Genomic DNA, 19223 nt, shown 5'->3' on the forward strand with positions numbered 1-19223 from the left:
CACGCCTCCCGCCGGGCATGGCCCGGCGCTACAGAAACGGCTCCTGACTTTCGTCGCCATCCGTCGGATAATCACCGGTCCGGCCCTGCGTGGCGCGAACCGAAGTCCCCCGAATGCCTATCCATTCTTCCGTCCTCGAACTCATCGGCCAGACCCCGATCGTCAAGGCCCAGCGCTTGGATGCCGGCGTCTGCGAGCTCTACCTGAAGCTCGAAAGCGCCAACCCGGGCGGATCGATCAAGGATCGCATCGGCCTGTCGATGATCGAGGCGGCAGAAAAGCGCGGCGACCTGAAGCCCGGCGCCACCCTGGTCGAAGGCACCGCCGGCAATACCGGCCTGGGCCTGGCACTGGTGGCCCAGCAGAAGGGCTACAAGCTGATCCTGGTGGTGCCGGACAAGATGAGCCGGGAGAAGATCTTCAACCTGAAGGCGATGGGTGCCGAAGTGCGCCTGACCCGCTCGGACGTGGCCAAGGGCCACCCGGAGTACTACCAGGACCTGGCCAAGACCATCGCCGAGCAGACCCCGGGCGCGTACTTCATCAACCAGTTCGGCAACCCGGACAACCCGGCTGCGCATGAATTCGGCACCGGCCCGGAGATCCTCGAGCAGATGGGCGGCGATCTGGATGCCATCGTATTCGGCTGCGGCAGCTCCGGCACCATGACCGGCCTGTCGCGCGCCTTCGCCACGCTGTCGCCGAAGACCGAGCTGGTGCTGGCCGATCCGGTCGGCTCGATCCTGGCCGAATACATCAATGACGGCGTGCTCAACGACAAGTCGGGCAGCTGGCTGGTGGAAGGCATCGGCGAGGACTTCCTGCCCTCGATCTCCGACTTCAGCCGGGTGAAGCAGGCCTATGCCATCACCGACGCGGAGAGCTTCCACACTGCGCGCGAGCTGCTGGCCAAGGAGGGCATCCTCGGCGGTTCCTCCACCGGCACCCTGCTGGCGGCGGCGCTGAAGTACTGCAAGGCGCAGACCACGCCGAAGAAGGTGCTGGTGCTGGTCTGCGATACCGGCAACAAGTACCTGTCGAAGATGTACAACGACTACTGGATGCTGGACAACGGCTTCCTTGAGCGCCCGCAGCACGGCGACCTGCGCGACCTGATCCTGCGCCCGTATGGCCAGCGTGACACCGTGGTGATCGGCCCGAACGACCTGCTGACCACCGCCTACCAGCGCATGAAGCTGTACGACGTGTCGCAGCTGCCGGTGATGGATGGCGACCAACTGGTCGGCATCGTCGACGAAAGCGACGTGCTGCTGCATGTCTATGGCGATGAAGCACGCTTCCGCGACCCGGTGGCCACCGCCATGGTCAGCAAGCTGGACCGCCTGGATGTGAAGTCGCCCATCGAGGCGCTGCTGCCGGTGTTCGACCGTGGCCAGGTGGCCATCGTGATGGATGGCAATGCCTTCCTGGGCCTGATCACCCGCATCGACCTGCTGAATTACCTGCGTCGGCGCGTTCAGTAAAGCGTTTATCGCCGCAGATCGCTGCTGAATCCCGGTTTATCCGCGTCAAAGCTCGTTAAGGCCGCGCTGATAGACTCCCGCTCCTTCGACGGCGCCGGTCATCGGCGCCAATCAGGAAACGACATGTCCCACGCTTCTTCCCCGGACCGCGCGCTGGCGCTGGCCACCCTGGCTATCCATGGCGGCCAGTCGCCCGACCCGAGCACCGGCGCGGTGATGCCGCCGATCTACGCCACCTCGACCTATGCGCAGTCCAGCCCGGGCGAGCACCAGGGCTTCGAGTACTCGCGTACCCACAACCCGACCCGCTTCGCCTACGAGCGCTGCGTGGCCTCGCTGGAAGGGGGCACCCGCGGCTTCGCCTTTGCGTCGGGAATGGCGGCCAGTTCGACGGTGATCGAACTGCTGGATGCCGGCAGCCACGTGGTGGCGATGGACGACATCTATGGCGGCAGCTTCCGCCTGTTCGAGCGCGTGCGTCGCCGCACCGCCGGGCTGGATTTCAGCTTCGTCGACCTGACCGATCTGGCGGCCTTCGAAGCGGCGATCACGCCGAAGACCAAGATGGTGTGGATCGAGACCCCGACCAACCCGATGCTGAAGATCGTCGACATCGCCGCGGTCGCCGCCATCGCCAAGCGCCATGGCCTGATCGTGGTGGTCGACAACACCTTCGCCTCGCCGATGCTGCAGCGTCCGCTGGAGCTGGGCGCGGACCTGGTGCTGCACTCGGCCACCAAGTACCTCAATGGCCACTCGGACATGGTCGGTGGCATGGTCGTGGTCGGCGACAACGCCGAACTGGCCGAGCAGATGGCCTTCCTGCAGAACTCGGTGGGTGGCGTGCAGGGCCCGTTCGACAGCTTCCTGGCACTGCGTGGCCTGAAGACCCTGCCGCTGCGCATGAAAGCGCACTGCGCCAACGCGATGGCACTGGCACAGTGGCTGGAAAAGCACCCGGCGGTGGAGAAGGTGATCTACCCGGGCCTGGCCTCGCACCCGCAGCATGAGCTTGCGGGCAAGCAGATGGCCGGCTACGGCGGCATCGTCTCGATCGTGCTGAAGGGCGGCTTCGACGCGGCCAAGCGCTTCTGCGAGAAGACCGAACTGTTCACCCTGGCCGAGTCGCTGGGCGGCGTGGAAAGCCTGGTGAACCATCCGGCGGTGATGACGCATGCCTCGATCCCGGTGGCGCGCCGCGAGCAGCTGGGGATCAGCGATGCGTTGGTCAGGCTGAGCGTGGGGGTTGAGGATCTGGGGGATCTGCAGGTGGATCTGGAACGGGCGTTGGCGGCAGGGAATCGCTGATCCATGCAGAAGCATGCAAATCTCCTGTTCCTGTTCCGGCAGTTGCTAGGTCGTGAGCTGGCAGCCCGTTATCGCACCACCGTGCTCGGTGTGTTGTGGTTGGTGCTGCAGCCATTGCTGATGCTCAGCGTCTATACGCTGGTATTCAGTGGCGTCTTCAAGGCGCGCTGGGCGGGCGCCGAATCCACTGGTGATTTCGCGCTGATGCTGTTCGCAGGCCTTGTGCCGTTTACCTTGCTGTCGGAGGTGCTGATCACCGCGCCGGGCATCATCGCTGGTCAACCCAACTTCGTTAAGAAGGTGGTGTTCCCGCTCCCAATGCTGTCTATTGTCAAGGTTGCGGCCGCACTGACCACGTCGGCAATCGGCTTGGCCATCCTGTTGATCGTGTTGACCTGGCAGTCCGGTCCGCCTTCGCCTTGGGCACTGGTCTCGCCGCTGATCCTGCTGGAAATGACCCCCATGCTGCTGGCCATCGCCTGGTCGCTGTCGGCATTGGGCGTATACCTGCGCGACATCGGCCAGTTTGTCGGCATCCTCAGCAGCGTGCTGCTGTTCCTCAGTCCGATCTTCTTCCCGGCACATGCGATGCCGGCGGCGGCCAAGGGGCTGGTGTACTTCAACCCTCTGGTGACTCCAATTGAACAGCTGCGGGCGGTAACGCTGCAGAACACGGCACCTGACCTGGCCGTGCTGCTGCCGCATTTCCTGCTGTCGATTGTGGCGGCCATGATTGCCTATGCTCTTTTCCGTCGCCTGTCGCGCGGTTTCTCGGACGTCCTATGACCAACACACAGCCCGCCCCGATGCAGGGCAACGCCGATTCGGCGATCGAAGTGCTGGGTGTGACCAAAGACTATCCGGTCTATGCCAGCCCACGCGATCGTTTGCTGTCATTGCTCAAGCCCTCCGGTGATCGTACCAGCCGCACCTTCCGTGCCCTGGATGGTGTCAATCTGGTTGTACCCCGAGGGGAAACCGTTGGCATCATCGGTCGCAATGGCGCCGGCAAGTCCACGCTGCTGCAGATATTGTGCGGCACCGTGCGACCCACCTCCGGTTCGGTTGCCATCCACGGCCGCTTTGCAGCTCTGCTGGAACTGGGAGCGGGATTCAATCCTGATTTCTCCGGGCGTGACAACGTCTACCTGAGTGCATCGCTGCTCGGCCTGAGTCGCAGGGAAGTGGATGACAAGCTGCAGTCGATCATCGAATTCGCTGATATTGGTGATTTCTTCGACCGTCCGGTAAAGACGTACTCCAGCGGCATGTATGTACGCCTCGCGTTCTCCGTGGCCATCCACACCGAGCCGGACGTACTGATCATCGATGAAGCCCTGTCGGTAGGCGACATCCGCTTCCAGATGAAGTGCCTGGCAAGGATCGAGCAGATCCGCGCGCGCGGCGCCACCATCCTGTTCGTCTCCCATTCGCTGGAGCAGGTAAAGCGCTTCTGCCAGACCGCCTTGTGGCTTGAGGGGGGCAAGGTCAAGCTGCACGGTGAGGCAAGTTTTGTCGCCGACCGCTTCCGCGATTATGAGTTGGGGCGCGAACAGGCCAGCGAGACGGCGACCGAGTCGTGCCGTGCGCCCCGTCCGGACAGCATCCCCGCGCACCTGGAGACCGTTGCGCTGAGTACCGACATGCTTGCGCCGTTCGAGCCGCTGAGCGTGGATATCAGCTACACCGTGGTCGATGACACTGTGCAGGGGCTGTTGCTTGGTGTGGCCATCAAGGGCATGGATGGCCTGCATATATTCGGCCCCAACACCTATCTGGAACGCGTGCAGATCCCAACCTCACGCGGGTCGCACAGGGTCACCTACCACATCCCGTCGATGACCCTGCTTACCGGCACCTACCGTATCGATGTTGGCCTGTTCACCGACAAGGGTCTTGTCTGTCTGGACTATCTGTCCGAAGCCAGCGTGTTCACCGTGGCCGCGCCGTACTTCAGTGAAGGCGTGGTCTATATCCCCCATGAGTGGAAGGTCCATGACGTCGACGCTTCTTGATATCCCGTTCGACCACTACCAGCGTTACGGTGCGGCCGCGTACCTGTTGAACGCACTGGACCTGGCCGCGCCACGCGTTCTGGAGGTCGGTGCCAACCGCCAGCGATTGCTGGGTCAGTTCCTGCCGGATGCTTCGTTCCTGTACACCGATCTGCACGCCGAAGGTGACGAAAAGGATTTCATCGTTGCCGACGCGACGGCCCTGCCATTCCCTGACCAGGGTTTTGACGCGGTGGTCTCGCTGGACGTGCTGGAGCACATTCCGGCACCCCTGCGGGCGCGCGCGGCTGCGGAAATGGCGCGCGTTGCTGGCCGTGCGGTCATTGTCGGTTTCCCGCCGGAGCAGGAGTGGGTCAAGGCAGCCGAGGTGGACGCGAACAACCGCTGGTTCGAGCTGTTCGGCGAGGATTACGTCTGGTTGCAGGAGCACAAGGAATTCGGCCTGGTCGATACTGCCGAGATCGTCGCCACGTTCGAGGCCGCAGGCCTGACCGTGCTGCGTTTCGGTCAGGGCAATGCCGAGCTGTGGGCCAGCTTGATGGGGGCACATTTCATCAAGGTGAAGTTCCCCGAGCTGGAACCGCTGGTGAGCGCAGCTGATCGTCTGTACAACAGCCGCGTGTTCGCCGGCGACCACAGCGACCAGCCCTATCGCGAATACTGCGTGGCGCTGCGCCTTGACAGCGATGTCTACCGGTTGCGGGCGGAGCCGCCCTTCCAGGCTGGGCAGGACGAAGAAGCCACCGCGCTGCTGAAGGGCCTGGCCCGTGGCCTGCGCGACCTTGCCGTGCGTACGCGCAATTCGGAAGCCGAATGGGAAGCGACCGCGCGTGCACTCGATGCCTACATCGTGGACCTGGACTCGGCCAAGCGCGAATGGGGCGATACGGCCCGTTACGCGCTGGAACTGCAGGCGGCCAAGGAAGCTGGCGATGCTCATTGGCTGACTCAGCAGCAGCAATGGGAATACCGCGACCAGCAATGCCGGCAGGAACTGGCACTGGCCAATGAGCGCAACGAGCAGCTGATCACAGAGGCATCCCTCATCGAACAGCGCGCCGAACAGGCCCGTCAGAAGAGCGCTGATGAGTTCGAACACCAGGCAGCTGCCTACGCGCGTTCGCGCAGGAAGTGGAAGGTCGCAATGCTGCTGGTAGGCATCGGTGGCGCCGCTGCAGGGGGCCTGCTGGGCTGGGCGGTCCTTTGAACCACTATGAATTTTGCAGCGTGTACGTGCTGAACAAGAGAGGAAACACTTGATGTCCAAGCTGCGCAACTTGACCAGAGGGATCTACTGGGGCCTGCGCCGAGCGAAGGGCCAAGGCATTCCCCTGCGTTCGATCTTTTCTGCCTTGGTGCGTGCATCGCGCAAGGGGCCACGCCATCTGGTGCATTCCATCCTGGCCTATGCCAACGGTAGCCACCCGGTGGTGGGTACGGTCACCACGATCGATGCCTATGAGCAGTGGCTCAAAGCGCAGCCGACGTTGCCGCTGCCAGCCGACGCCGGTCTGATCAGCATCGTGATGCCGGTCTGCAACACGCCGGAGACGTTCCTGCGTGAAGCAGTGGCCAGTGTTGAGGCACAGACCTATCGCAACTGGGAGCTCTGCATCCACGACGATGCCTCCGACAAGCCGCACGTCTCGCTTGTGCTGGACGAGCTCGCCAAGCGCTTGCCGAACCTGCGCGTCTCGCGCTCGGCCACGCGGCAGGGGATCGCTGCGACCACCAATGCGGCAGTGTCGGTGGCCCAGGGGCGCTGGATAACCTTCCTGGATCACGATGACCTGCTTGAGCCCGATGCGCTTGCGGCCGTGGTCGCCTGCCACGTGGAAACGGCCGCCGACGTGGTCTACACCGACCACGACGTGCTGGGCGAAGACGGGCGCTTGCGCAACCCGTATTTCAAGCCCGACTGGAATCTTGACCTGTTCCTTTCGCAGATGTATCTGGGCCATCTGGTGAGCTTCGAGTCAGGCCTCGTTCGCCGCATGGGAGGCCTGCGCAGTGATTGCGACGGTGCCCAGGACTACGATCTGGTGCTGCGGTGCGTGGCGGCAGGTGCGCGCGTGGCCCATGTGCCACGGGTGCTCTACCACTGGCGCGCGCACGCCGGTTCCACCGCGGCCAACGCCGCCTCCAAGCCCTATGCGCACCACGCCGGCCAGTTGGCGTTGCAGGAGCACGTGCAGGCTGGCCACCCCGGCGCCCGTGTGGATGAGGGCGAGCAGCTGTTCTGCTATGACGTGCGCTACTCCTATGCCGATGAGGGCCCGCTGGCCAGCATCATCATTCCCACACGCGACGGGCTTGACCTGCTGCGGACCTGTGTCGAATCACTGTATGCCAAGACCCAGTACCGCGATTTCGAGATCATCGTCGTCGACAACGGATCGACCCAGCCCGAGACCCTGCAGTGGCTGCAGGCCATGTCGCGGCGGCGCAACTTCCGGGTGATCGATGCCGACGTGCCGTTCAACTGGTCGGCGCTGAACAACCTGGCCGCGCGTGAGGCGCGTGGTGAGGTCCTGGTCTTCCTCAACAACGATACCGAAGTGATCGACGGTGAATGGCTGCAGCGCCTGGCCGAGAACGCGTTGCGACCGGACGTTGGGGTGTGTGGTCCGCTACTGTTGTACGGGGACCGCACCATCCAGCATGCCGGCGTGGTGATCGGCATGGGCGGCTGGGCCGACCACGTGTTCAAGGGCGAGTCCCCGATCCATTTCCAGAATCTGTTCGTGTCACCGGTGCTGCAGCGGCAGGTACTCGCCGTCACGGGCGCGTGCATGGTGGTGGCGCGCGAAACCTTCGAGTTGCTCGGCGGTTTCGATGAGAGCTTCATCGTCTGTGGCAGTGACGTCGAGTTGTGCCTGCGCGCGCATGCGCGTGGCCTTGCGACGGTCTACGTAGCGCGGTCGGTGATGATCCACCACGAATCCAAGACCCGCGATCCGCGTGCGATTCCTGAAAGTGATTTCGTGCGCTCGGCGCAGGCGTATTCGCCCTATCGCGAAGAGGGCGATCCGTTCTTCAGCCCGAACCTGGATTACATGGCTTCGTCCCCGCGCCTGCGAGGGGGCGTGCAATGAGTCGTATCGGCCACCTGTTGCGACGCATCGCCGCACGCCTTGACGCCAGTGCACCGGGGGTAGCTACGCCCAACACGCATGTTGCCGAGATCACGCCGTGCACACCGCGCTCTGACCCGTGGGTTGGCCAGCGGCTGAATCTGGTGCTGCCGTCGATCAACAAGCAGCACTATTTCGGTGGTATCCACACAGCAGTGCTGATCTACCGCGAACTGTGCCGGCACTTTCCGGCATCGCGGATCATCCTGGTGGACAGCTCGCCGGATGAAGAGGCGCTTTCGCGGTTCTCCGACCACGTGTTGGTGCCCGCGGATCAGACCTCATCGGCGCTGCGCCAGATCGTCCCGTTCAGTGATCGCTACCAGAAGACGTTGCCGGTTGCCGGCGAGGACATCTGGGTAGCCACCGCCTGGTGGACTGCGTACGCGGCCCAGCGGCTGTCGCAATGGCAGGGGGAAAATGGTGGCGTTGATCGCCCGATGGTCTATCTGATCCAGGATTTCGAGCCGGGCTTCTATGCCTGGTCGAGTCAGTACGCACTGGCATTGAGCACCTATCGCCGCGATCGGGACATCGGAATCTTCAATACCGGCCTGCTTGCAGACTTCTTTGAACAGCATGGCCTGCGCTATACGCAGCGTTCAGTGTTCGAGCCTGTGCTGCATGACGGCCTGCGCCCGGCACTGAAGGAGGCGCGGCAGGCTCCGGCTCCGCGCAATCGCCGCATTGTTGTCTATGCGCGCCCGGGTACGCCGCGCAACGCGTTCGAGCTGATCTGCGAGGGCCTGCGCCTGTGGGGTTGGAAGGACCCGCGCGCTTCGCAGTGGGAGGTGGCGGCGCCCGGCGAACTGCAGGCGGACCTCGACCTGGGGCCTTTCGCGCTCAAGGCGCTGGGCAAGCTGGGTATCGACGCCTACGCGGAGCTGCTTTCCAGCTCTGCCATCGGCCTGTCACTGATGGTCTCCCCACACCCGAGTTACCCCCCGCTGGAAATGGCAGCGTTCGGTATGGGCGTGGTGACCAATCGCTATGACAACAAGCGCCTGGATGAAACCATGGCGAATGTGGTGTCGCTGGACGCAATGACGCCCGAAGCAATCTGCGACGCACTGGTGGGGCAGGTTGACCTCTGCGAGGCCCGCGGCATGCACCCGGGTATGATCGCTGGCGAGGATGATGCGCTGCTGCAGGTTGGCAGCTTCGACCGCGTGGCGGACGACGCGGCATCTGCGCTGGGGTTGTCGATATAAAAGCAATGGACCTGTAATGCTGAATAATAGTTTTGCCAGGCCGGGGAGCGGCCGGTTGCTGCGGTCAGCCCCTGTGCTTGCCGCGTTGGCGGTGTTGCTGCTGGCCCTGCCCTTTATCCATAGCTTCGATCAGGCAAGATTCCTGGTGCTGCTGGGGATTTCCCTTGCAGGCATGGGCTGGCTGGGCGGGATGAGTGCCCGTCTGTTCAGGCTTGAGGTATTGATTGCATCTCCGGCCCTGTTCACGCGAATCCTGCTGGGTCAGGTGACGTTGGTCGTGCTGTGGTTGGCGCTTTCGCCGTTGACCTTGTTGTGGTCGCGTGGGCTGGGCCTGTCCCATGGCCTCCCGCTGGCCATCATGGGGCTGATGGTGGGGACATTGTGGTGGCGTCGTGCGCAGCTGACTGCTTGGAAGCATAGGATCTCCCGCGTTGATGGAGTGTGGCTGCTCATCGCCCTCCTCGCCGCGATGGTCCTGCTGAAGGCAGGTACGCACTACTCGCTGCGTGCGGGAGCGCTTGGCCTGGATACACACCAGCACATCGCCTTTGCACTGGACCAGTTCACCGCCGGCTATCCGAAGCTGTCGGCCGGGCATACGCTGTGGCTGGAAAAGTATCCGAAGATGCTGCACGTGCTGGCCGCCTTGTGGGCTTGGCCGGGATTCGGCCTGCACATCGGCCCCTTCCTGAAGATCCAGCCGGTGCTGCAGGCCACGCTGGCAATCTTCGCCATCGCTGAAGTCGTCCTGCTCTGGATGCGTCATCGGCAGTTGTCAGTGCCGATGTCCCGCGCTTGGGCTGTGATGGTGGTGGTCGTTCTGGGGTACTGCATCCTGCGCGGCACCAGCTTCCTGTATCCGGTGGATGACCTCAACAGCACCGGTCGCCTGGCCGCCATCTCCACGCTGTTGTTCCCTGTGCTCTGCGTGATGCTGTGCTGGTTGGAACCAGCGAAGAGCGGTCGACCCTGGATGCTGGCTTGGCTCAGTCTGCCGCTGGCCGGGGCGATGGCGGCCAAGTTGAATCCTTCGCTCGCTATTGGTTTTGTCAGTTTCGCGGTGCCGGCATGGATGCTGTTGATGCTTCCGTTGTGGTTCCGGGTCGATGGGTTGCGCGGCAAACTTGCCCTGCCGTTGCTTGGCCTGCTGGCTGGCGGAGTGCCAGGCGTGCTGCTGCTGGTGACTGATCCCTACTACCTGCAGCTGCTGGCCGAGGCCTTGCCAGTGGTGCGCCAGTTCGTCGAACAGACGTTGGGGCTTCGCCTGCTGGTAGCTCCTGCCGAGTTGGGGCGGTCGTCGACCGAGATCATTGATCGCCTGTTCCAGGTGCTGCCTTGGGAGCTGTGGTATGGCCCGCAGCCTTCGATGGGGGGGCAGTACCTGCCTGATTCTCAACAGGTGGTAGCCCACACGCTCCTCCCGCTGACCCGCCCGCTCGCCATGTTCACCTTCCTGGTGGGCTTGGCGATGCTGACCATCGCTCCCGCTGCGATACGTAGTCGTCGGGCCTTCGGACTGCTGGTCATTGCTCAGCTGGCGCTGGCGGTAGCGCTTGCCGTGGCCCTGCGAGTCTCCAACATCGCTACTCTGACTCTTGGGCACGACACGCTGGAAGCGAGCCTGCTCAGCACTTACACCCAGCGCTACATTGGTCTGCTGACCATGTACGCGGTATTCCTGCAATGGATCCTGATGCTGGCGACACTGGTGATGACAGTTGATGCCGGGCTTCAATCACGCATGCCCCGTTTGCTGCAGGGCAGGACAACCGACCTGGTGGGCCGGTGCGCGATGGCGGTGGCGGCACTCGCGGTGGTGGCCAGCTTCATCAGCATCGATATCAAGGGGGTGACACCCGCAGATCAGGGGTGGACCTACCCGATCAATGAGTCCGATGTGCGCGCTTTCCAGGCTGCCGAGCGCGCGCTGCCTGACGACGCCGTTGTGCTTGCGCCAGCCTATGCCATTGTTCTCAATGGCCGTGAGGACTGGGTTCTGCCCTCCATGTACGTGACGCCCTACCTGCCGTTTGCACACCGCGACTATTTGTTCAACGTCAGACTGGGCTCTGGGTATGGGTTCTTCGCCAAGGATCTGCGCTCGATGTTCTGCCGCTCGCAGGTACAGCAGACCCGTGAGATCCTTCGTCGCGCTGGCGTAACGCACCTGCTGGTGCATCGCTGGGAAGGGCAGGGGGATGAGAGGGCGCTGGATGGGCAGTACTGCCTGACCGGCTACCGGCAGTTGGGCGCAACGGGCAAGCCCGTGGCTACCGGTCCAGACGGCCTGGTGTTCTATCGTCTGGATCCTTGAGGAAGTGATGGGCAACAACGAAGAAGAGGAGAGGGATATGCTCGGACAGTCCGACAGCGCGCTGACGCGGGGAGCGCAGGCAATTGCCGTGGTCATACCCAGCTACAAGGTCACCCGGCATATCTTGGGCGTCATTGCTGGCATCGGTCCTGAGGTGGATGCGATCTACTGTGTCGACGATGCCTGTCCGGAGCAGTCCGGCCGCTTCATCGAACAGAACAACACTGATCCACGCGTTCGTGTGCTCTACAACCAGGTCAATCAAGGCGTAGGCGGCGCGACCATGACCGGCTACTGCCAAGCGGCTGCCGACGGCATGGCCGTCATCGTCAAGATCGATGGCGACGGCCAGATGGACCCCGCGCTGCTTCCGTCGTTCGTTGCGCCGATCCTCAATGGCGAAGCGGACTACACGAAGGGGAACCGTTTCTGGGACCTCTCCCAGATCAGCCAGATGCCGCTGCTTCGTCGCTTCGGGAACCTGGGGCTCTCGTTCCTGGCCAAGGCATCCAGCGGCTATTGGCGGTTGTTCGATCCGACCAACGGCTACACGGCCATCCATGCGGCAGTGGCCCAACGCTTGCCGATGGAAGCGATCAGTACACGCTATTTCTTCGAGACGGACCTGCTTTTCAGGCTGAACGCGATGCAGGCAGTGGTCCAGGACGTGCCCATGGATGCGCGCTACGGCGATGAAGTGAGCAATCTGAAGGTCAGTCAGGTGCTCGGTGAGTTCGCGCTCAAGCATGCCAGGAACTTCTGCAAGCGAATTGCCTATCGCTATTACCTGCGTGATCTGACGATCGCTTCGCTTGAACTGGTTGCAGCGTTCGCACTCCTTGCAGGCGGCACACTCTACGGTGGCTGGCATTGGATCGCCGCAGCCGGTACCGGGCTGTCTGCCCCCGTGGGCACGGTCGTGCTGCCTGCTATCGCCATCGTCAGCGGTCTGCAGTTTCTGCTCGCCTTCCTCAGCTACGACATCGCCAATCAACCCGTGACGCCGGTTCATCGGTCGCTGATGGGGCTGCGCCGCTGAGCTCCCCAACGATGGCTCGGTAAACAGAAGGAGCTGAGCCCTGCGCTGGTTGCGGCCAGGGGCGCCTGCTACCATCCGATCCCTCAATTCTCCGGGGACATGCGGGCGGGTACTGTCGTGCAGAATCGCGATGCATGCGTATACGACAAACCCATCGATGTCCACAATGACGCTGCAATTTCTGGAAGTAAAATGGATAACAAGGGCACATCGGCACGCACTTCTACCCTGACAAAATGGGGATGGGGCGCTTCGATCATCGCTGGCGTGCTGCTGGTATTGCTGCTGACCCCGTTTGCTTCGCCAATGCCCAGTGCGGGCTTGGATGGCTCCTGGTCCTTCGCCATGAATGTCGCGACGGCCGAGCACCTGCGCTTCGGCAAGGACATCATCTTTACCTTCGGCCCTTGGGCATCGGTTTATACCAATGTTTACCATCCCGGCACTGATGGTCTGATGATCGGTGGCTCTCTGCTGATTGCAGTTGCGATGTCGGCTGGCCTGTTCGCTGTCGCTCTGCCACAGCGGCGCATTCTGCTGCTGCTTTTTCCATTCGTTGTTGCCCTGATCTGGCTGCCCTATGGCAGCGGATGGCGGGACGCAACCCTGATGCTGCTGCCTCTCCTGCTGCCGTTGGCGGTCAAGCGCGGCGTCGAAACCGGGCGTCAGCACATCGGCATTCTGTGCCTGCTGGCTGCGGCAATTGCGATACTGCCCTTGGTGAAGGGCAGCTTCAGCCTTCTGGCCGCAGGCTCAAGCCTGGTCGCCGTGTTGATGTGCTGGCGGACGTCGCCACGACTGGCGATCGTCATTGCCATGACCGAAATATTGGTCATGGTTGTGGCATGGCTGGTCGCTGGGCAAGCGCTGTGGGATCTGCCGGGCTACTTCATTGCCCAGGCTCCGATCGTTTCCGGCTACACCAATGGCATGTCGGCTTCCGGTGATCCGAAATTGACGAGCCTTTTCCTGTTCCTCGCAACGGCTGTTGTATTGGTGGGCATTTCCGCATTCGGAAATTTACGGCGCCGATGGTACGCGCCGATTCTATTTGGCCTCTATCTGTTTGTAACCTTCAAAGCCGGTTTCGTCAGAGGCGACCAAGCGCATGCGATGATTGCATCGACCGGGTTGCTGTTGCTTGGCCTGCTGCTTTGCATTGCGCCGGGCAGCGAGCAAGGCCGAGGCGTCGCAGCGCTCGCGGTCGGAGTGCTGGGTTCTGCACTCATCGTGTTCTCCTACAATGTTCCGAGCCCCGCGGCGGCCGTGGCCAATCTGGGCGAGGCGGTCAATTCGCCTGCAAGGGGCCTCTGGCAGCGTCTTTCCGACCCCCACGCCATGGATCGGAACTTCCAGAAGCGCATCGCAGAGTTGCGCGCGGAGTCTCCCTTCTCGTCGGAGAGGGGGGAGGTGGACCTGTACTCCTATGACCTCACGCTGGTACTGGTTGCGGAGGGCCTGAAATGGAAGCCGCGACCCATCCTGCAGAGCTACACCGCTTACGTGCCGTCACTGATCAGGACCAATGCCGATCACCTGCGCAACAATCCGCCGGCGCAGATATATTTCAACGCAGACACCATCGATCACAGATACCCTGCGCTTGAAGATGGTGCGAGTTGGCTTGAACTACTGGGCAGCTTCAGGCCGCAGCGGGTCGATTCCGGATACGCGGTGCTGGAACGTCGCGCTGGATCGGCAACACCTCTGCAGCCTCAGCCTGCGAAGGAGATTGAAGTCCGGCTCGGCCAGGAGATTGCAGTTCCAGGATCGCAAGGACCGGTGTGGGCGACGCTGGACATCCAGCCGACCTTGCTCGGGAAACTGCATGGTGCGTTGTATAAATCTCCCCAGCTGGTGCTGTCGGTACGCTATGACACGGGGGAAGTCGCGACGTTCCGCATGATCGCGGGTATGGCATCGACCGGCTTCATGCTTTCACCGACGGTGACCGACGCTACCGGATTCGTCGCGCTGGGCTCGCATTATCGCGATGACCTCTTGGGGGAACGGAAGGTCGTCGCGATGAGCGTACGTGGTGAAAGTGGTACCCGTTTCCTGTGGAAGGGCTCTTATCGCGCCACCTTGGCGCCCTTGGAAATTCCGATGACGGCCGATGCAGACCGTGCCTTGACCGGCACGTGGAAAGAAGGACTGTCTTCCGATGCCTACACTATGGGGGGCAACTGCAATATCGAGGAAGTCAGCGGGCAGAGCGTTACAGTCGAACCAATGGCGCTGCCGGGTCGGCTGTTCAAGGTACGTGGCTGGGCCGCAGTGAACGCGGAGAAGGGCGTGGCCAATCAGGGCGTCTCCTTGCTTGCCGCGATGCCCGACGGCCGCACCCTCATCCTGCCTGCGAGGAATGTGCCGCGTCTGGATGTGTCTGACCATTTCAAGAAGCCCGCGCTCGCGTATGCTGGATATGAGGCTTATGTAGATGTACGCAAGCTGCCCTCGGATGTGCACTTCCGTGTGCTGCAAAGCGATGGCGACCAGTGGTTGATCTGTCACCCGCCACTACTGACCATTCACCGTACCGATACGCTGGCCGCGCCCCCCAGCAATTGATGGCGGGCACCTGAACGCTGCCGCTGAGTGGAGGCACTGCTTAGCGGCGAAACGAAAGCTTCTTGTGGCCGATGTAGCTGGTGATGGCTGGAATCATCACGCCGATCGCATGGGCGATGGTCTCATTGTGGAAATCAATCCTCAGCGCCGGCAGCAGCCAGTGGGCCGTGATCAGGCTGGCCAGAACTGTCTGCGCGACTGCGGCAAGATTGATCAGCAGGAACCACAGGAATTGATGGTGCAGCCGGTTGCTGGACTCGCTGAATACAAATACTTTGTTGAGCGAGAATGCAGTGATCAGGCCGAGGCAGAACGCCAGCAGGATCGCTGGAACATAGGGCATCCAGTGGCTGAGTATGATGCGCGAGCCGACATTGACCAGGGCGGCAACGCCGCTGGCCATCAGGAAGCGCATGAACTGGGTGGAGGGGGGGCGTACTTTCATGCCGGTTCTGCCATTGGGTTATTGCCGCGGACAGTGCCGTGGGGTGGTGGAGCAATTGTCATTTCTTCTCGTCTGGCACAGCCGTTTCCACCTCGATCTTCCAGTCGTAGGGATTGACGGGGATGGTATGCGGGCCCGGTTGGCTGAGCTGCGCCGACTGACCCTTCCAATCGAAATCCTTGAAGGGTGGCCGGCGTAGGTATTGCGCATTGGTCAGGGCGAATAGGCAGATCAACGCGGTGGTGGTTGCGGTGGCATTTACGCGGCTGCGCCGTGTCTGGCCACTCAGCGCAAGCCACACAGCCCACCACCAGACCACCTTCGCCAAGTAGAAATAGCGGTCGCCATTGAGTGGCACAAGGCCTGCTGGATCGGTCATCCTGAGCATTGGCACAAACGTCTCGACGACGGCAAATGCGATGAAACCGAGCACCGTCAGGCGTGCAAGGCCGTCGATGCGGCGCGCCAGCAGCAGCGTACCGATCAGCAGGGCGTAGAGCAGCAGCCAGGCTGTGCCCGTAAGGAAGTCGCTGCCGAAGATATGAGGCGGCACCAGTTTGATGAACGTTGTGTCGAATACCCAGGCCGGCCCCATTCCCGCCAGACGCTGGGCTTCGGGATAGGACAGGATGACCCCGGCCTGTACGATGCCACCGATAGCGGTCGCGGCAATGACCGGCCAGTCGCGGTTGGTCGTAAAACCAGACAGAGCGCCATTGAAGGGATCAATGCGCGTACGTGCCGCCAGCCAGGAAGCGGCCGTGATCGCACAGACGACCGCAAGCAGCAGGGCGGAGAACGGCCCTGTGAGAGCGATGAGCATGACGATGGCCGCGCGCAGCCAAGGAGTGATGCGCGATGTCGTAGCCTCCACCGGCAGCAGGCAGCAGACAGCCATCACAAATTGCAGAAACCACTGGACATTGGTGAGTGTGCCGAAGATTTCACCGTTGGTTGGCACCGCCAGCATCGACAGCGCCACGATCCACGCTGGTACCAGTCCACGCAGGCGTCGGCAGGTGTAGGTGATGGCCATCGTCGAAAGCAGGATGGCTGCAGCGTTGTAGATCAGTGGCGCCTTGGCGACTGGCAGCCAAGCGGCGATCCAGGCAACCAGGCGGGGTATCGCCAGCAGGTAGCCGGCATAGGGCTCGAACACCTGAGGCAGCGCAAGCCCGTACTGGTCGGTGAAGAAAACGGTGGCATCTTCCGCCCAGAACTGCGGGAGACTCAGCGCGTCGTTGCTCTTGTAGGCCATCACGAAGAGAACGACCAGGAATGTTCCCAGCCGCTCTCCCAGCGTGCCTTCTCGGCGTCCCGGCGTGATCAATGATAGTGAGGTCATGGGGAAGGCATCAGCAGAAGGAGGTCGGACCCGGCAGGCAGCGGCCCGCGACTACTCGCCGGCTGTTGCATGGGTAGGCGGTGAACCGGCGGCAGCAGCAGCTGCCAGCGTCGCACCCACTGCGATGCTCTCGTTGATCGAACGATCTTCCGGGTAGTAGTACGCGGTGTCGGCCATGAAGAAGCCCTGCAACGGGGTCTTCATCGGCGGCAGCATGTCCTGGAAACCGGGGGGGCAGATGGTCTGCGCGAACTCATAGCGGTGGCAGTGCGTCGCCTTGATCCATTCCGGCTTGAAGGCCTGGTTGATCATCGGCAGGTAGCTGATGACCTCGTCGATCAACTGCTGGTTGCTCCACTGCCACTTCGGGTGGGTCTTGGGCATGTAGTACGGCGCGTAAACGATGTGCTCGCCGGGGCCCTTGCCTGGGTTGAGGTTGCTGTACTCGATCAGGCCGGGGATGCTGATGCGTTCATCGCTGATGTTCATCCAGAAGTTCTCGCTCACCGGCTGCGAGAGCTTCAGGATCACGCAGGCCACGGGAATGTTCTCGATGGCATCGACCTGGTCCGCGAATGCCTTCGGCAGGCCAGGCACCAGCCTGGGCACGTACTGGATGGGGGCGGTGGACACCACGGCGTTGTACGGCTGATGGCCTTCCTGAGTGCGGATGCCGGTGACCTTGCCCTCGACCGAGGTAACTTCCTCGATCGGCTGCGACAACAGGATGCGACCACCGCGACGGTGCACGTCCGCCGCCATTTTCTGCAGCAGCACGGCCGAGCCGCCTTCCAGATAGCCCATGCTTTCATTGAGCAGATTGCGCCGCGACAGTGCCACGCGCTTGATGCGGGTGCCGATCCACGATGCCGACAGCCGGTCCTGGTATTCGAAGAATTTCAAGGCGAACGCCTTTTCCCACATCACCTTGTAGGCCTTCGGGCCGATCCAGCGGGTGATCCAGTCGCGTGCGTTTTCCTTGTCCAGCGCAGTCCAGTCCTGGATGCCCTTGGTGTGCATTACGTGGAGGGCGTAGCGCACCTTGTCGATGATGCCCAGGTGGGGGAAGCCCAGCAGGGCGAACGGCGTCCCCCACTTCTGCAGCTTGCCCTTGTAGTAATACCCCATCTTCGTGTCCGTCCAGTGCAGGCGATCGGACAGCTGCATGTCATCGAGCAGCTTGAAGAGCGGATAGTCGGTCTTGCAGATGAAGTGGTAGTAGCGCTCGATGCGCAGGCCATCGAAATCAAAATCCGCCGACATGCCGCCAATCCGGTCGTCGCGCTCGTAGACGTCAACCTGGTGGCCTTGCTTGAGCAGCTCCAATGCTGCCATGAGGCCCATGGGGCCGCTGCCGATGATGGCGAAACTGCTCATTCGAATGTTCTTCCGTCTGTTCTGTTGGGTCAGCGCTGCAGCACGATATGGCTGTAACGCGGGTCGGTGTAGCTCTCGCGGATCGCTTCCTCGAACGGTGTCTGCCTTACCCCGAATACGGCTTCAGTATCGATGCCCTTGAAGTCGTCGCCCGCGCTCAGCGCCTTCAACTGGTCGGCGGTGAAGGGAGGCTTGCTGCTGAACAAGCTGTAGACCTTCAGCAGAAATGCGAAGAATCCGATGGGAATGTGCACGATCAGCGTGTGCAGGTTCTTCACCCGCTTGATGGTGCGGATGATGTCCACGTAGTCCACGCGGGTATCGCCGACGATGTCGAAGACTTCGCCGTCGGGCTCGGTCTCGATGCACTTGGCAATGCAGCGGCAGAAGTCGCGTTCGTAGAGTGGCTGACGCATGAATTTTCCGTCGCCGGGAATGGGGAATACAGGCGTGCGGGCCATGAAACGCGAGAGCCAGCCCAGGTGCTTGGGATCGAACCAGCCGAACATCAGCGTCGGTCGCAGCACGCAGTGGCGCTGGCCGCTGTCGACCACCATGGCTTCCTGCACGCGCTTGGTGTTGGTGTAGTCGTCCTTGGCCACCGAGTTCACCACCGACGAACTGATATGGACCATGTAGGGAACCGCCGCAGCTTTGCTGGCGGCCAGCACGTGCGCCGTTGCTGTCTGGTTGTTGCGAACGAACAGGTCGGTGGTCTTGCCGGTGATCTGTGCGTGCAGCTGCACGACCAGGCGCGCATCTTCAAATGCGCGCGCCCAGTCGCCTGGCTCGGCCAGGTCTGCCAGCACCGTCTGCACGTCCGGGTGCAGTTTGCGCAGTATTTCCAGGTTGTGGGCGTGCTTGTCGATGGCAACCAGCTGGGTATAGCCCTGCTGTTTCATCTCCACGATCAGGTTTTGACCTACCAGCCCGGCAGCGCCGGTGAGGACGATCTTGTCGTTTTTCTGTGCCATGGACCA

Annotated in this window: 14 protein-coding genes and 1 pseudogene; 11 read left to right on the forward strand and 4 right to left on the reverse strand. The window is 62.3% G+C overall.

Annotated elements, in window-relative coordinates:
- Positions 1–113: 113 nt before the first annotated feature.
- From ACFX4F_RS08300 to ACFX4F_RS08350, 11 genes and pseudogenes are all read left to right on the forward strand, one after another.
- On the forward strand, positions 114–1484 hold the full coding sequence (locus ACFX4F_RS08300) for a pyridoxal-phosphate dependent enzyme (RefSeq protein WP_380654060.1): 1371 nt from the start codon (positions 114–116) through the stop codon (positions 1482–1484).
- Positions 1485–1607: 123 nt separating this feature from the next.
- Entirely contained in the window at positions 1608–2792 is a 1185-nt protein-coding gene (locus ACFX4F_RS08305; RefSeq protein WP_380654063.1) for a cystathionine gamma-synthase, read from the forward strand.
- Between the two features lie 3 nt (positions 2793–2795).
- Positions 2796–3578: an ABC transporter permease gene (locus ACFX4F_RS08310; protein WP_099820396.1), complete on the forward strand. Its 783-nt coding sequence runs from the start codon at positions 2796–2798 to the stop codon at positions 3576–3578.
- A gap of 20 nt (positions 3579–3598) precedes the next feature.
- Complete coding sequence (locus ACFX4F_RS08315) at positions 3599–4807, forward strand: ABC transporter ATP-binding protein (RefSeq protein ID WP_243380165.1); 1209 nt, start codon at positions 3599–3601, stop codon at positions 4805–4807.
- Positions 4788–5054, forward strand: a pseudogene (locus ACFX4F_RS08320) (methyltransferase domain-containing protein); the annotation flags it as partial. The gene ACFX4F_RS08315 and the pseudogene ACFX4F_RS08320, both read left to right, overlap by 20 nt.
- Before the next feature lie 48 nt (positions 5055–5102).
- Positions 5103–6014 carry a wsae gene (locus tag ACFX4F_RS08325; RefSeq protein ID WP_243380163.1) on the forward strand — a complete coding sequence of 304 codons (912 nt, stop codon included), beginning with the start codon at positions 5103–5105 and terminating at the stop codon, positions 6012–6014.
- A 241-nt stretch (positions 6015–6255) separates the two neighbouring features.
- Positions 6256–7902 carry a glycosyltransferase family 2 protein gene (locus ACFX4F_RS08330; protein ID WP_099820424.1) on the forward strand — a complete coding sequence of 549 codons (1647 nt, stop codon included), beginning with the start codon at positions 6256–6258 and terminating at the stop codon, positions 7900–7902.
- Positions 7903–8042: 140 nt separating this feature from the next.
- Positions 8043–9152 carry a hypothetical protein gene (locus ACFX4F_RS08335; RefSeq protein ID WP_243380161.1) on the forward strand — a complete coding sequence of 370 codons (1110 nt, stop codon included), beginning with the start codon at positions 8043–8045 and terminating at the stop codon, positions 9150–9152.
- A 16-nt stretch (positions 9153–9168) separates the two neighbouring features.
- On the forward strand, positions 9169–11466 hold the full coding sequence (locus tag ACFX4F_RS08340; protein ID WP_380654067.1) for a hypothetical protein: 2298 nt from the start codon (positions 9169–9171) through the stop codon (positions 11464–11466).
- 37 nt (positions 11467–11503) lie between these two features.
- Positions 11504–12505 carry a glycosyltransferase family 2 protein gene (locus ACFX4F_RS08345; protein WP_380654119.1) on the forward strand — a complete coding sequence of 334 codons (1002 nt, stop codon included), beginning with the start codon at positions 11504–11506 and terminating at the stop codon, positions 12503–12505.
- A 192-nt stretch (positions 12506–12697) separates the two neighbouring features.
- The gene (locus ACFX4F_RS08350) at positions 12698–15076 is read left to right on the forward strand and encodes a hypothetical protein (protein ID WP_380654070.1); all 2379 of its coding nucleotides are present in this window, start codon (positions 12698–12700) and stop codon (positions 15074–15076) included.
- Between the two features lie 40 nt (positions 15077–15116).
- On the opposite strand, the gene ACFX4F_RS08355 is transcribed toward ACFX4F_RS08350, so the two are convergent.
- Genes ACFX4F_RS08355 through ACFX4F_RS08370 form a run of 4 tightly spaced genes read right to left on the reverse strand, consistent with a single transcriptional unit; the run spans position 15117 to position 19217 of the window.
- Positions 15117–15521 carry a GtrA family protein gene (locus ACFX4F_RS08355; protein ID WP_099820392.1) on the reverse strand — a complete coding sequence of 135 codons (405 nt, stop codon included), beginning with the start codon at positions 15519–15521 and terminating at the stop codon, positions 15117–15119.
- Between the two features lie 58 nt (positions 15522–15579).
- On the reverse strand, positions 15580–16866 hold the full coding sequence (locus ACFX4F_RS08360) for a hypothetical protein (RefSeq protein WP_380654074.1): 1287 nt from the start codon (positions 16864–16866) through the stop codon (positions 15580–15582).
- Positions 16867–16917: 51 nt separating this feature from the next.
- Entirely contained in the window at positions 16918–18243 is a 1326-nt protein-coding gene (locus ACFX4F_RS08365) for an NAD(P)/FAD-dependent oxidoreductase (protein ID WP_380654077.1), read from the reverse strand.
- Between the two features lie 29 nt (positions 18244–18272).
- Entirely contained in the window at positions 18273–19217 is a 945-nt protein-coding gene (locus ACFX4F_RS08370; protein ID WP_099820389.1) for an NAD(P)-dependent oxidoreductase, read from the reverse strand.
- Between the last annotated feature and the right edge of the window lie 6 nt (positions 19218–19223).

Origin of the sequence: Stenotrophomonas sp. YIM B13575 (genome assembly GCF_042787595.1) — a bacterium.
Lineage (GTDB): Bacteria > Pseudomonadota > Gammaproteobacteria > Xanthomonadales > Xanthomonadaceae > Stenotrophomonas > Stenotrophomonas lactitubi_B.

Bases quoted from the DNA above. Each gene is read 5' to 3' on its own strand.
- ACFX4F_RS08355 (WP_099820392.1), bottom strand. From the start codon at position 15,521: ATGAAAGTACGCCCCCCCTCCACCCAGTTCATGCGCTTCCTGATGGCC.
- ACFX4F_RS08365 (WP_380654077.1), bottom strand. From the start codon at position 18,243: ATGAGCAGTTTCGCCATCATCGGCAGCGGCCCCATGGGCCTCATGGCA.
- ACFX4F_RS08350 (WP_380654070.1), top strand. From the start codon at position 12,698: ATGGATAACAAGGGCACATCGGCACGCACTTCTACCCTGACAAAATGG.
- ACFX4F_RS08360 (WP_380654074.1), bottom strand. From the start codon at position 16,866: ATGACCTCACTATCATTGATCACGCCGGGACGCCGAGAAGGCACGCTG.
- ACFX4F_RS08345 (WP_380654119.1), top strand. From the start codon at position 11,504: ATGCTCGGACAGTCCGACAGCGCGCTGACGCGGGGAGCGCAGGCAATT.
- ACFX4F_RS08305 (WP_380654063.1), top strand. From the start codon at position 1,608: ATGTCCCACGCTTCTTCCCCGGACCGCGCGCTGGCGCTGGCCACCCTG.
- ACFX4F_RS08310 (WP_099820396.1), top strand. From the start codon at position 2,796: ATGCAGAAGCATGCAAATCTCCTGTTCCTGTTCCGGCAGTTGCTAGGT.
- ACFX4F_RS08315 (WP_243380165.1), top strand. From the start codon at position 3,599: ATGCAGGGCAACGCCGATTCGGCGATCGAAGTGCTGGGTGTGACCAAA.
- ACFX4F_RS08325 (WP_243380163.1), top strand. From the start codon at position 5,103: ATGGCGCGCGTTGCTGGCCGTGCGGTCATTGTCGGTTTCCCGCCGGAG.
- ACFX4F_RS08370 (WP_099820389.1), bottom strand. From the start codon at position 19,217: ATGGCACAGAAAAACGACAAGATCGTCCTCACCGGCGCTGCCGGGCTG.
- ACFX4F_RS08340 (WP_380654067.1), top strand. From the start codon at position 9,169: ATGCTGAATAATAGTTTTGCCAGGCCGGGGAGCGGCCGGTTGCTGCGG.
- ACFX4F_RS08300 (WP_380654060.1), top strand. From the start codon at position 114: ATGCCTATCCATTCTTCCGTCCTCGAACTCATCGGCCAGACCCCGATC.